11 protein-coding genes are annotated in these 13,050 nt (G+C 68.5%); 6 read left to right on the plus strand and 5 right to left on the minus strand.

The genetic code is table 11. From position 1 onward, the window contains the following. The coding region (locus VB716_RS02405; protein ID WP_323269623.1) for a M3 family metallopeptidase at positions 1-1,448 on the plus strand (1,448 nt) is incomplete at its 5' end. Between the two features lie 6 nt (positions 1,449-1,454). Here the strand turns inward: VB716_RS02405 and VB716_RS02410 are convergent. The 5 genes from VB716_RS02410 to VB716_RS02430 are packed head-to-tail and all read right to left on the minus strand — an operon-like array spanning position 1,455 to position 9,196. Then, the gene (locus VB716_RS02410; protein ID WP_322757004.1) at positions 1,455-2,045 is read right to left on the minus strand and encodes an esterase/lipase family protein; all 591 of its coding nucleotides are present in this window, start codon (positions 2,043-2,045) and stop codon (positions 1,455-1,457) included. After that, positions 2,042-2,413, minus strand: a complete 372-nt coding sequence (gene folB / locus VB716_RS02415; RefSeq protein ID WP_322757003.1) for a dihydroneopterin aldolase — start codon at positions 2,411-2,413, stop codon at positions 2,042-2,044. Before folB ends, VB716_RS02410 begins: the two co-directional genes overlap by 4 nt. Positions 2,414-2,423: 10 nt before the next feature. Beyond that, positions 2,424-3,734, minus strand: coding sequence for a glutamate-5-semialdehyde dehydrogenase (locus tag VB716_RS02420; RefSeq protein ID WP_322757002.1), 1,311 nt, complete (start codon positions 3,732-3,734; stop codon positions 2,424-2,426). Positions 3,735-3,741: 7 nt separating this feature from the next. After that, a complete protein-coding gene (locus VB716_RS02425; RefSeq protein ID WP_416223830.1) occupies positions 3,742-4,710 on the minus strand; it encodes an ROK family protein in 969 nt (322 codons plus the stop codon). 52 nt (positions 4,711-4,762) lie between these two features. Then, entirely contained in the window at positions 4,763-9,196 is a 4,434-nt protein-coding gene (locus VB716_RS02430) for a translocation/assembly module TamB domain-containing protein (RefSeq protein WP_323269624.1), read from the minus strand. A gap of 67 nt (positions 9,197-9,263) precedes the next feature. Here VB716_RS02430 and VB716_RS02435 point away from each other — a divergent pair, with 67 nt between their 5' ends. The 5 genes from VB716_RS02435 to VB716_RS02455 all read left to right on the plus strand — a co-directional run bounded on the left by VB716_RS02435 (position 9,264) and on the right by VB716_RS02455 (position 13,004). Further along, the gene (locus tag VB716_RS02435) at positions 9,264-9,731 is read left to right on the plus strand and encodes a Ycf51 family protein (RefSeq protein ID WP_323269625.1); all 468 of its coding nucleotides are present in this window, start codon (positions 9,264-9,266) and stop codon (positions 9,729-9,731) included. 4 nt (positions 9,732-9,735) lie between these two features. Next, positions 9,736-10,128 (plus strand): DUF4332 domain-containing protein, encoded by a 393-nt coding sequence (locus VB716_RS02440; protein WP_231605251.1) that lies wholly within the window; start codon positions 9,736-9,738, stop codon positions 10,126-10,128. Between the two features lie 207 nt (positions 10,129-10,335). Beyond that, positions 10,336-10,521 carry a hypothetical protein gene (locus VB716_RS02445; protein ID WP_322756999.1) on the plus strand — a complete coding sequence of 62 codons (186 nt, stop codon included), beginning with the start codon at positions 10,336-10,338 and terminating at the stop codon, positions 10,519-10,521. Positions 10,522-10,577: 56 nt separating this feature from the next. After that, positions 10,578-12,158, plus strand: a complete 1,581-nt coding sequence (locus VB716_RS02450; protein WP_323269626.1) for a CocE/NonD family hydrolase — start codon at positions 10,578-10,580, stop codon at positions 12,156-12,158. Between the two features lie 60 nt (positions 12,159-12,218). Continuing rightward, positions 12,219-13,004, plus strand: a complete 786-nt coding sequence (locus tag VB716_RS02455; protein ID WP_322756997.1) for a DUF3887 domain-containing protein — start codon at positions 12,219-12,221, stop codon at positions 13,002-13,004. The last annotated feature ends 46 nt before the right edge of the window (positions 13,005-13,050 follow it).

Genomic DNA, 13,050 nt, shown 5'->3' on the forward strand with positions numbered 1-13,050 from the left:
CGGCGGCCGAGGGCCCCTGGCGCCTGGGGCTCGATGCGCCGCGCGCCTTTCCCTTCCTCAAGTACAGCCGGCGCCGTGATCTGCGGGAGCGGGTCTACCGCGCCCAGGTGAGCCGCGCCTCCGGTGGCGAGCTCAACAATGCCCCGCTGATCGAGCGCATCCTCACCCTCAAGCGCGAGCAGGCGGAGCGGCTCGGGTTTGCCAACTGGGCCGAGGTGAGCCTGGCCGCCAAGATGGCCGACTCCGTCGAGGCGGTCGAGCGTCTGCTGGAGGAGCTGCGCGTTGCGGCCTACCCGGTGGCCGAGGCCGAGCTGAAGGAGCTGGCGGCCTGCGCCGGCCGCCACGACGCCCCGGAGGCCAGCGATCTGCAGCCCTGGGATGTGAGCTTCTGGGCGGAGGTGCTGCGCCGCGAGGCCTTTGATCTCGACAGTGAGGCCCTGAGGCCCTGGTTTCCCCTTGAGCAGGTGCTCCAGGGACTGTTTGACCTCTGCCAGCGCCTGTTTGCCATCCGGATCGAGGTGGCCGATGGTGAGGCGCCGCTCTGGCACCCGGACGTGCGCTTTTTCCGGGTGCGGGATGCCGCCAGTGGGGAGCCGCTGGCCTTCTTCTATCTGGATCCCTTCAGCCGCCCCGGCAGCAAGCGCGGTGGCGCCTGGATGGATGACTGCCTCGGCCGCAGCCGCAGTGAGGCGGGCCAGCCCGTGCTGCCCGTGGCCTATCTGATCTGCAACCAGAGCCCACCGGTCGGGGAGGTGCCCAGCCTGATGACCTTCGAGGAGGTGGAAACCCTCTTCCACGAATTCGGCCACGGCCTGCAGCACATGCTCACCACCGTGGAGCGGCCCCAGGCGGCCGGCATCAACAACGTCGAGTGGGACGCGGTGGAGCTCCCCAGCCAGTTCATGGAGAACTGGTGCTATGACCGCGCCACCTTGATGGGTATGGCCCGCCACTGGCAGAGCGGCGAGCCCCTGCCCGAGGCCGACTACCGCAAGCTCCTGGCGGCGCGCACGTTCATGGGCGGCAGCGCCACGCTGCGGCAGGTGCACTTCGCCCTCACCGACCTGCGCCTGCACAGCAGCTGGACGCCCAGCTGTGGCCTCACCCCAGACCAGATGCGACGGGCCATCGCCAGGACCACCACAGTCCTGGCTCCGATCGACGACGACGCCTTTCTCTGCGCCTTCTCCCACATCTTCGCGGGGGGGTATGCGGCCGGCTACTACTCCTACAAGTGGGCCGAGGTGCTCAGCGCCGATGCCTTCAGTGCCTTTGAGGAGGTGGGCCTGGATCGGGACGAGGCGGTGGTGGCCACCGGTCGCCGCTTCCGCGACACCGTGCTCAGCCTGGGGGGCAGCCGCTCGCCGGCGGAGATCTTTGCGGCCTTCCGTGGCCGTGCTCCCAGCACCGATGCCCTGATTCGTCATTCGGGCCTGGTGACGGCCTGAGCTGCCTTACTCCTGCAGCAGCAAGGCTGTCAGAGGAGTCAGGGCGGCGGGATCGGTGAGCAGCTGCCGGTGCGTCCAGACCGGAAGCTCCTGGCGCGTTCCCACCGGCAGCACGGCTGTCCAGCCGGGTACCACCATCAGGTCCCAGCGGCAGAAAAGGCTGTGGCATTCCACAGCCTTGAGCGTCGAGATATCGTCATTGAGTTGACGCAACAGCGGGCTGCCGGGCTTCATTTGCGCCAGGCCCGGCATCAGCGCCTGGGGCCAGGGCAGGGCCAGCAGGCTGCCCTGCTGGGGGCTGCCGAGGCTGAAGAAGCGGCGTGTGCGCCGATACCCACCCAGCCCTTGCAGCCAGAGGCGGGCAATCACACCGCCCATCGAAAAGCCGAGCAGATCGATGGGGAGATCGGCGCCATAGGTGGCCTCGATCCGTTCGCCAAGCCGTTCAGCGAGCACCGTCAGGGAGGTGTGCCCGCAGCGATGGGGGAGATGAGGCACGAGCCGCTCGCTTCGGCCACCGGCCAGGGCGGCCTCGAGGTGGCGAAACAGGCGCGGTGTGTCCCACAGCCCATGCACCAGCACCAGAGGCGGGCTCATCGCAGGTCCGTGGCCGGCCAGTTGCGCGTCAGCTCCACGGCCACGTGTCCTGTGAATCCCGGAACCGGTGCCTGGCACTTGCAGAGTTCCAGCCGCATCGGCACGGGCCCATAGATCTGTTCAAGCCGATCCAGCATGCGGCTGGCGTAGTGCTCGATCGTGAGGCAGCAGAGCTGGTTCGCCTGCTGCTGCAGGGCACGGATCGCCAGGCTGTAGTCGAGGGTGTCGTCAAGTTGATCACTCTGGCTGGCGGCGTTCAGACCGGCGTCGAGGCTGAACGACACCGTGAACCACTGGCCCAGTTGCCGCTCCTCATCCAGCACACCCACGTGGGCCCAGAGCCGTAGATCGCGCACATGGATGAGCATGCGGGGCTGTTCAGAGGGGCAGGGGATGATGCAGGAAGTGACGCATGCCACTGCTGTAGTCGGAGGCGATATGACCGTCGCCCCGCAGGCGGTAGCGGTAGGTCACCAGCCCCTCCAGCCCCACCGGGCCCCGGGGTGGCAGGGTCTGGGTGCTGATGCCCACTTCCGCTCCGAAGCCATAGCGGAAGCCATCGGCGAAGCGGGTGGAGCAGTTGAGATACACCCCGGCGCTGTCCACCGCCGCCAGAAACCGATCAGCCGCGACGGGATCGGTGGTGCAGATCGCATCGGTGTGGCGCGATCCGTACTGGCGGATGTGCTCCAGGGCAGCCTCCAGATCCGGCACCAGCTTCACACTCAGCACCAGATCGGAGTACTCGGTGCGCCAGTCGTCCTCCGTTGCCTCCAGTGTGATGCCGAATCGGCATGCGGCCGGATCACCCCGCAGCTCGACACCGGCGGCGGCGAAGGTATCGATCGCCTGTGGCAGGAAGGTGGGGGCGATCGCTTCATGAACCAGCAGCGTTTCCATTGCGTTGCAGGCCGCCGGGTACTGGGTTTTGCTGTCCAGGGCCACCCTCAGCGCCTGGGCCGGATCGGCTGCGGCATCCACGTAGAGGTGACAGATGCCATCGGCATGCCCGAGCACGGGGATGCGGGTGTTGTCCTGGATGAAACGCACCAGGGCATTGGATCCGCGCGGGATGATCAGATCCACCAGCCCATCGAGCTTGAGCAGGGCCAGGCTTTCCTGACGGGTGGTGAGCAGGTCCAGCACGTCCGGAGACACGGCACTGTTGGCCAGGCCCTGCTGCAGGGCGTTGAGGATGGCCTGGCAGCTGCGGCTGGCTTCACGACCGCCCTTGAGGATGGCGCCGTTGCCAGAGCGGATCGCCAGCGCGGCAATCTGCATCACCGCATCGGGCCTGGCCTCGAAGATCACCCCCACCACGCCCAGGGGCACGCTCACACGCTCCAGCACCAGGCCCTGATCCAGCTCGGTGTGAAGTTGGCGTCGGCCGATGGGATCGCTCAGGTCCGCCACCTGCCGAACTCCGGCGATCGCGCCGGCGAGTTTGGCGGCATCCAGCTTGAGCCGTGCCACCAGGGCCGGGGCCAGTCCGTCGGTCGCGGCGGCCTCGAGATCCTCCTGGTTGGCCGCCACAATCCGGTCGGCCTCGGCTTCGAGGGCGTCGGCCATGGCGTGCAACGCCTGGCGGCGGGCGTCGTCGTTGAGCTGGCTCAGGGCGGTGGCGGCCCGGCGAACGGCGGCGGCGCGTCGCAGCAGTTCCGGGCTCGGATCGGGGATGGACGGGCTCATCCATTCATCATCCCAAGCCGTCAGCCGCCGCTCCGTCGACCTCCATCGTGTCGACTTCCGCTGCGCCGATCAGAGTTGTGCCGCTCTCCCCAGCGCTGAGGCGTTCAAGGGCCAGCAGGGCGGCCCCCAGCCGGCCGGCGCCATTGCCGAGCTCGCAGGGGCGGATGTCCAGGCCCTCGCGGCTCACCGGCAGCACCCGCCGCGTCACTTCCTCCCACACGGCTGGGAGGAAATGGTGGCAGGCGCCGCTGAGGCCGCCGCCGATCAGCACCCGCTCCGGCGTGAACAGGTACAGAAGTGAGGTGATCCCCACCCCCAGCAGCCGTCCATAGGCACTCCAGACCTCGATCGCGGCAGCATCTCCACCATCGGCCCTTTGGCAGAGCTCCTGGGGTGAGAGGGGGCTGAGCCGCTGCAGACCGCTGATGCTGCAGTGCTGTTCCAGGGAGCCGCGGTTGCCGCTGTTGCACTCCGGTCCATCCGGATCGAGACAGATCAGACCCGGTTCGGCAGCGGCGCCACGATGGCCGAGAAACAGGTTGCCCTGCAGGATCACCGCCCCTCCAACCCCCGTTCCCAGAGTGAGCAGCACCACGTCACGGCAGCCGCGTGCCGCGCCGAAGCGCAATTCACCCAGGGCTGCACAGTTGGCATCGTTGGCCAGAGTGATCCGACGCTCCAGCATCGGTTCCAGCCAGGTGGCCAGAGGGACGTCCTGCCAGCCGGGCAGGTTGATCGCGATGCGCGCCACACGACCCGCCTGGTCGCTGGGGCCCGGGTGGCCGATGCCCACCCATGGCGCCAGCCGCTGCGGGTCGATGGTCTCCACAGCTTCGGCGATCGCCATGGTCACGGCACCGGGCATGGCCGGCTGGGGCGTGGCCACCTCCGCTTCCGCCAGGCAGTGGCCGTCCTGGTCGAAGCGGCCGAGCTTGATCGCGGTTCCGCCGACGTCGATCCCGATCAGTTGGGCCATCGCCGCCATGGCAGGGCCGGCTGATCCTGCCGCGCCACCTTCAACAACTGAGTCAGAAACGGAAGAACAGCTGCATCTGAGTCTGCCAGGCCCCTTGGGTGTCGAACGACCCCTGCAGGTTGATGTTCTCGGAGGCCTTGTAGTTCAGGGTCACCTGTGGAGGGATGTCGGAGCGGTTCGGTGCCACCAGCACCGCGGCATTGAAGCGCTCGGTGATGTCGAGGCCGATTTCCGAGCCCAGCACCAGTTGCGGCGGCAGTTGGCGAGAGCGCAGTTCCTCGGCCTGGGACACCACCGGGCTCACGTAGGTGGGGTAAAGGGCGAAGCTGACCCGCTGCCCGAAGGCATCGCTGAGTGAACCGAGCAGAGGCGAGAGCAACGATTGCCCCAGGGCCGTGGCCAGGGCGGCACCGGCATTGCCGCCGCTCAGCCCCGCCAGGGAGTTGCCGCCGATCAGGGCCACCAACCGCTCCTCCGGCAGGGGTGGATCACTGGTGAGCCGAAGGTTCTCGGCAATGCGATCGGCCGGCCCGCTGACACTCACGGTGATCCGCACCAGCTTGAGCTGGTTGAAGGAGCTGAAGCCTCCCTGGGCCTCCAGTTCCGCCAGGCTCAGCCCTGAACCGGTGTTGGCGCCCAGGTTGCTGGAGAGATTTTCGGAGACCCGGGTGCGCAACGCGATGTCCAGGTAGGGCAGCAGTCCCAACGACGGCGTGAACACCGCCACGTTGGGGGCATCGGGGTCGAGGTTGAAGCTGGTGGTGAACAGGTTGAGCCGACCGCCCAGCAGCCGCACCACGCCGGCGGCCTGAAGGCTCGGATCCAGCGGTCCGTTCAGCCGCAGGGAGCCACCGGTGCTGAAGCTGGCCACGTTCGGCACGGTCACCTTGAGATCAGGACCGAGCCGCAGGGTCAGATCCCTGAATCGCAGGTAGGGAAAATTCGGTATCGCCTTGCGTAGGGCGTCGCTGGTGCTGCTGTCCACCTCCGGGCCCAGCAGCACCAGCGGCTGGTCAAAGGCCCAGTTGCGCTGCAGCAGTTCATTGACATCCGGGTTGGCTCCTGCGGCTGGCTTGCTGGCGTCGGATTCGCCTCCATCGCTTGATTGGTTTGCCCCCGCTCCATCACCGCCGGCAGCCACCTGGCCCGGCTGGACATTGACGCTTCCCTGTCGGATCGCCAGATTTCCGCCCAGCAGTGGAGCCCGCAGGCTGCCGCCAAAGGCCAGTTGACCGTCGCTGAAGGCGTCGATCCGCTGCAGCTTGAAAGGCACATGCTTCAGGGTGAGGGTGAGGCTGGGTTCAGGTGACACCGGCCTTACCAGACCGAGTTTTCCCTTGCCCTCGACCTGACCCTTCTCGCCCACCCGGGCCGTGAGTTCCTGCAGCAGGAGCTCCTGGAAGTCGAACAGCATCGTGGCCTCGAGGGCCGTCACCGTCTGGCCGATGAAGCGCAGTTCGCCCTCGCGCAGCCTCAGGAAGCCGTTGGCGATCGGATCGGCCAGGCTGCCCCGCACCAGCAGCTGCATGTCGGCACTACCTTTTTTCCAGTCGAGCGACGACCCGGCCAGGGTCGTGAGGAAGCGCAGGCCATCGCCGCGACTGGCCAGGCGCACCTCCAGACCCTGTGCCTGAGGATCCAGTGGGATGCGGCCGGTGAAATCGACGGCGCTCGTGGCTCCGGCAGCACGCAGGGCCAGGTCGGTGTCGAGGAAACCATCCTTGAGCAGAACGCTGCCCCGCTCCAGCTGAAGATCGGCTTCGCCCAGGTGCCCCTGATGCAGGGCCAGCTCGGCCTCAAGCTCCGGCTGGCCGTTGCCCAGCCGATACCGTCCTTTAGCCGAGAGCGATCCCTGCAGGCTTCCGGGGACGGGGGTGAGCAAGGCCAGCAGGCTGAGCGGCAGGCTGGCCAGATCAAAGCTGCCCTCGCCATGGCGGATGGGCCCCTGCAGACTCACCACAAACGGGTCCAGGGCCAGGGCCTGGTCCTCAGCGGTGCCCCGCAGCCAGAGATGGCCTTTGGCGCTCAGATCCACGTGGGTCTGGGCCAGGTTCGGTCCGCTGAGGGTGAGGTCCGTGTCGACCAGCGCCTGGGTGGCGGCAAGGCGCTCGCGCAGGTCTTCGGGGGCAGAGTTTGCAGCTTCAAGGTTCAGTCGCTCACGGGCGCGCTGCAGGGCGATGAGCTGGTCCTGCAGGCTGCCCCCCAGCTGATCGATCACCAGATCGCCGAGGTCGGCGGCATTGCCCTGGGGAGGACCTTCCTCACCACGCCAGAGAGGGAGGGCCTGGGCCAGCTGACGGAACAGATCGGTGGTGAGGCCCCGTCCCTCCAGCTGGGCCCGGTAGGCACCCTGCCATCGGCCGGTGAGGGTGGCGGCGATGGAGCCGCCTGCCAGGGGTTCCAGATCAGCCGTGAGCCGGTAGCGCCGGTCGGCATAGCGCAATCCGGCCTGCAGCTCCTGGGCCCGCACACCAAGGAAGACCGGTTGGGCGAGGGTCACCCAGCCGCCGAAGGCCAGTGGTTGCAACGCCAGGTTGCCGTCACCGCTGAGCTCGCCCTGCAATGGCTGGGGGTGCTTGCGGGGGCCCAAGGCCAGGGTCAGGCCCTGAAGAGGGAAGGCGCTGGCCTGCCAGCGGTAGGCGCTTGGACGGCCCGTCAGAGTGAGCGTTCCACCACCTCGCGTCAGTTCGAGGGCCACCGGCATCCAGGAACGGTCCAGGCCGGCCTTGAGGCTGCCGCCGCTGGCTGTGCTGGCCTGCATCTGCAGGGCACTGGCGCCTGCACCGGTGCCCTTGAGCTGGCCCTGCCAGGTCTCGCTCAGGCTGAGGGGACCGGCACCGGGGCCAGCCAGCTCGAGGTCGAGGTCGGGGCTGAGATCCTGCAGCGGGCCGTGGATCCGGCCGGAGGCGCTGAGCTCACCCCGCAGGCTTGTGCCGACGAGGGTATCCAGCCTCTGCAGGGGAAAGGCTGTGAGCTGCAGCTGAGCTTCCAGCGGCCCGGTGCGCAGACCGCCTTCATGGGAGGGCTGTAACGGCAGCTGACCGCTGGCCTGCAGGTAGGGACCCCTGAGGTCATCCAGCCGCAGCAACCCCTTACGCCACACCAGAGAAGCCCGTAGGTCTCCCGTGAGGGGATTGGTGAGCCGGGGCACCTGCACCGCCAACGCCGGTGCCGCCGCAGTCCCGCTCAGCTGGAGACTGCCCGCCAGCGTCTGCTCGGTCAGCCAGGAGGGGGCGCTGGGTGGCAGTGGCAGGTCGCTGGGATCCAGCCGCCAGGTTCCGTTCAACGCCAGCAGCGGCCCCACCCTGCCGGAGGCCGACAGCTGGGAGCGACCGCCCTTCACCTGCAGAGAGGAGACCGCCAGGCCCTGACGGCTCCAGCGGCCGGCCGCCGTTCCCTGCAAGGCCGGCAAGGCCGGCAAGGCCGCTGCGGTGCGGCTGCCCCGAGCCCGACGTGGTGGTTGGGCCTTGAAGCTGAGGCTGACCTGCTGGCGGGGCAGGTGGGCCCGACCGGCCAGGCTGCCGCTCCAGCCTCCCAATCCCCAGATGCTCCGCTCCAGCACCAGGCTGTCGCCTTCGCAGCGCAGGTCTGCGGTGGGGCTGCTGATATCGGTTGCGGCTCGTTTTCCCGTTCCGGTGGTGCTGCCGGGGCTCGCCCCAGGGGGTCGCCAGCGCAGCTGCTTGAGACTGACGGCTCCGCGGCAGCTGGGCCGTCCCTGGCTCAGGGCCAGGACCAGGCGGCCGTCCAGCTGCCCGGTGGTGTGGCCCTGCAGGGGCGTGAACCGCTGCAGGAGGTTCACCGGCAGGCGCTGGAGGTTGAGCTGTGCCTGCCAGCGCTGGCGATCCCAGCGCCCCCCCGCCTCGATCGCCACCAGCCCAGGACCTTCGGCCGGCTGCAGACGGCCGCTCAGATCGATCCGACGCTCCTGGAGCATCAGGCCGACCCTGCCGCCGAGGCGCAGGTCGACACCGGCAGGGGCGATCCGCAGCTGTGCCGGATCAGCAAGGTTGATCCGCAGCTCCAGTGATGGTGGCTTCTGGTTGCGAGTCGGGCTACCCAGGACCCAGTACTGACCGCGTGCATTGCGGCGCAGATCGGCTTCGGCACCGCGCACCTGCAGATCCAGCACCGGAGTCCAGCGTTGCAGGCTCGCAAACGGGTCGAGAGCCACACCCAGGCCCGCCACCCTGGCCTCGGAGCGGTCCTGGGCACCTGGCCCCAGGCTCGAGGGTCCCACCTGCAGCCCCGAGAGGCCGATTCCCTGGTAAGGCCCGAGCTGCAGCGGATGGCCCAGCACCTGGCTCAGCTGTCGCTCCAGCCGTGGTTTCCAGTGGTCGAAGACGGTGCGGGCCAGGTGGTCAGCCCCAAACCAGGCCAGACCCGCGGCAGCGCCAAGGCCGAGCAGCCAGGGCAGCCGGCAGGAGAGGGGTGTCGTCGTCCGGTACCAGCTGGCCGCCGATGGTGATGAATCCGGCAAGCCCGCCATGCCCCTGGGTCTGCCCGTGTCTTCGACGGGCGCAATATAAAAGTCATCTGCCGCTTGACCAGCCCCCATGCCTGCCGATCCAATCCTGTTCACGGCGGGCCAGTGGCTCGGCGCCGCCAGCGGCGGCCTGGCCCTTCTCACCGGGATCGGCTTCCTGGCCACCTGGGGGATTCGCTTCCGTCTGGTGGGGATCACCAGCTTCACCGCCCTGCTGTCGCTCTCCTGCCTGGCCTTTGCCGTGAGCTACAGCCCGCGGGTGTCGATCGAGGGGGCGGTGCCCGTGCCCGTGGTGTTCGACAACGGCGGTGATCTGGTGATCGCTGCGGCGCCCGCCAATCTCGACCCGGCCGCTGTGGCCCCGACCCTGGAGCAGGTGGCCAGCAACCTGCGGGGCAGCGGCCGCAATTCCGTGGATGGGTTTGTGCGGGTCAGGCTGCGCCGACTCGAAACGGTGGCGCCCGGCCTGAGCCGTCCGGTGGTGCTGGGTGAGGCCACCCGCAGCCTGCGGGATGGTTCGGTCGTGCTGGCAGGCTGATCGCTTGCTGCCCCTGCCCCGCCACTGTCATCGCGAGCAGCGTCGGCTGGAGCAGGCCGGCATCGTGGCCTGGGAACAACTGGCCGGGCTGGACGATCGTGCCCTGCGGGATCTCGGCAGCGGCGGTGGCGCCAGCGAGAAGCAACTGATCAAGCTTCGTGCCCAGGCGCGACTGGTCTGCGAGGTGGGCCTTCACCCTTCAGAGGCGGCGCTGCTGCTCTACGCCGGCATTGCGGACCGTCGCGGCCTTGCCCAGGCCGATCCCCAGCGCCTGTGGGTGCAGATGGGCCGCCTGCAGCGCAGCCTCACCGGCATGGCGGTTCCGGCGTTGGAACTATCCACACTGCGGCAGTGGATCGCCGCCGCCCGGGAAGGCCTCGGTCGCTCCCGGAACTGACACCCGTACCGACCCGATGCCGGTTCCCCCTGACTGGAATGGATGCAGCCCCCGATGGGTGGCACCATGCCGAACCGCTCCAAACTCCTGAACTCCTCACGCCCCGCCTTGCATCGTTTGTTGACTGGCGCCGGGGCTCTCCTTTTCGGTTTTGCCACCTACCCCCTCGGTAGCGCTGGCTTGGCTGCTTCGCCCCTCCTTGAATCGGTGAAGCAGAACCCTGCCCTGGCGCAGAGCATCTGTGCTCAGTTGCGGCAGTTCAACAGCCAGGGCATGTCAGCCACCTCCCCGCAGGCGGTGAGTCGCATCGCGCAGCAGCGGGGTCTCACCCCCGTCGATGCCGAGGTGCTCACCACCTACGTGATCGGGCTTCACTGCCCTGAGGTTCGCTGACCTCCGCACCACTGGCAGTGGCCCAGGAGGACCTCCGCCTCCTGTGTCGCGACGGGGTGAGCCTGGCAGCCCGGCGTTGGCGGCCGCGGGCATCCGGTTTCTGGCCTGTTCTGTTGATGCGTCAGCCCTACGGCCGGGCGATCGCCTCAACGGTGACCTACGCCCATCCCGCCTGGTATGCCGCTCAGGGGTATCAGGTGGTAGTGGTCGATGTGCGCGGACGAGGGGAGTCCGGTGGCCAGTTCAGAGGCTTCGCCCAGGAGGCTTCCGATGGTGCTGACTGTGTGCGCTGGGCTCGCCACCTGGACCACGCCAATGGACGGGTGGGGACGTACGGCTTCTCCTATCAGGGGCTCACCCAGGTGCTCTCGGACGGGAGCGTCCCGCAGGACTTCCCCGATGCCCTTGCACCGGCCCATTGCGGTCTTGATGAACGCTGCCACTGGGCCAGTGAGGGGGGGGCGCACTGGTGGGCCCTGGGGTTGGGCTGGGCCCTGCAGCTGGCGGCCCAGGGCTGTGCCCGTCGTTCTGACGGTGAGGGCTGGCTGGAGATCCGGCGCAGCCTCGAAACCGGCACATTTCTGCAGGAGGGTGTGAACCTGCTTGAGCGCCACGACCCCTTGGGAATGGGTCTGACCTGGTTAGGCCGTGAACCTGCCATCTCGGCGGGCTGGACCTGCCATCAAGCGCCCCTGGAGCTGCTACGCCGACCGATGCTGCTGATCGGCGGTTGGTACGACCCCCATCTTCGCGGCGTGCTGGATCTGTGGCGGCGGTCCCAGGCGGCGGGGGGTGATCCGTGGCTGCGCATCGGTGCCTGGTCTCATCTGAACTGGCACGGCGGGCTCGATGCCCTGCAGCTGGCCTTCTTCGATCGGCACCTGAAGGCATCGGAGGTCTCGATGAGCCCCCCGGGACCCTTGCCCCCGCCGCTGCTGCTCGAGCGCCTGGGAGACGGTGCCTGGCGATCCCCAGATCCTGCCGCTCCCTCTGCCGACGCCTGGTGGCTCCGAAGTCAGGGGCTGGCGGCCGTCCGCGTCGACGAAGGCCAACTCATCCCCGGGGTCAGCACTGAGGGGCCTGCGGATGGTGCCGGTGCATGCACCCTGACCCTGGTGCACGATCCCTGGAGGCCACTGCCTGGCCGGGGCGGCCATCTGGGCCTGGATGCCGGTCCGGTCGACCGGGCTGATCTGGACGCCCGCAGCGATGTGGCCTGCTTCAGCACGCCCCCCCTGGCCGAGCCCCTGGAGCTGTTCGGCCAGCCCGAGCTCTGCATCGACGTGGCTGCTGATCAAGCCAGCTACGACCTCTGCGGTGCCCTCTCCGTGGTGGCTGCGGATGGCATGGGGGTGCGGCAATGGAGCACCGGGGTTCTCCGCTGCCGGAACAACCTCTCAGGCCTGCCCCAGCCCCGCATCCTCCTGTTTCAGCCGGTGCTGCTGGCGCTGCGGCCCGGCGAGCGCCTGCGCCTGTCCCTGGGGGCTTCCTCCTGGCCGCAGATCGGAGTGAACTCGGGAGACCCGGATGTTGCGCCCGGGCCGGTGACCCACCGCCATCGGGTGATCACTCTTCAGTTCAGGCTTCCGGGCGCCCGGTTGCGCCTGCGTTCCTTGGCATCAGAGGGGCTGGATTAGGGCAACGTGCTTCGACCATCCCGGTTTCGGCCAAACTGTCGCCACCGCGCACCCCCTGCCGTGCTTCACCGCCGTCCTGCTCTGCCCTTGTCATTGCTGCTGCTGGGTGGCGTGGTCACTCCGCTCTGTCTCGGTGCTCGACCGGTTGTTGCGGGCCTCGGCTCGCTGGAGGGGAACGGGGATGGAGCCCCCACCCTGGTGGCTGAAGTCGCAAGCCCCCAACGCAAGCAGACCAAGCAGAAGCTGCGCAAGGCCGCCGAGAGGATCCTGCTCGCCATCCAGCAAAGCGATGCCAGGGCTCTCTATGGCTATCTGGCTGAGCCCGTGCGACGCTTCACAACCCCTGCCGCTATGCAGGAGCGCCTCGCCTCGCTGGGTGGCGTGCGCAGCACCCGGATCGAATCCCTGGTGCTCGGCGCCGATGACGGCACGGTGGAGGCGGAACTGGTCACCCCCCGTGGCACCCGGCCCCTCACGCTCATTCTGGATGGGGAGGGCAAGATTCTCGGCTGGGAGCTCGATCGCAGCCAGATCCCCGTCGAGGACACCGCCGTGAAATTCATTGAGGATCTGGCCGCTGGGCGGGTGCTGACGGCCCGCAGCCTGATGTCCGCCGCCATGCAGGAGGAGATGCTGCCGGCCGCCTTGCAGGAGCGCTGGCAGGGTCTGCAGAAGCTCACCGGTCCGTTCCAGCGGGTGCGGGGCAGCGTTTTCGCCGGCCGGGATGAGGCGCAGCAGCTGGTGTTGGTCACCACCCAGTTCGGGCGGCTCACCGACAACCTCTTCGTGATTCTCAACCTGCAGGGCCAGGTGATCGGGGTCGATTTCCCCCTCGACGCCTTCTGATCCTCAACAGCGGGGCCCAGCCGCCGCTTGGCCCCGGCAAAGCGGC

The sequence above is a fragment of the Synechococcus sp. CCY9201 genome (assembly GCF_034931105.1).
In the GTDB taxonomy this organism is placed as follows: Bacteria; Cyanobacteriota; Cyanobacteriia; order PCC-6307; family Cyanobiaceae; genus CBW1002.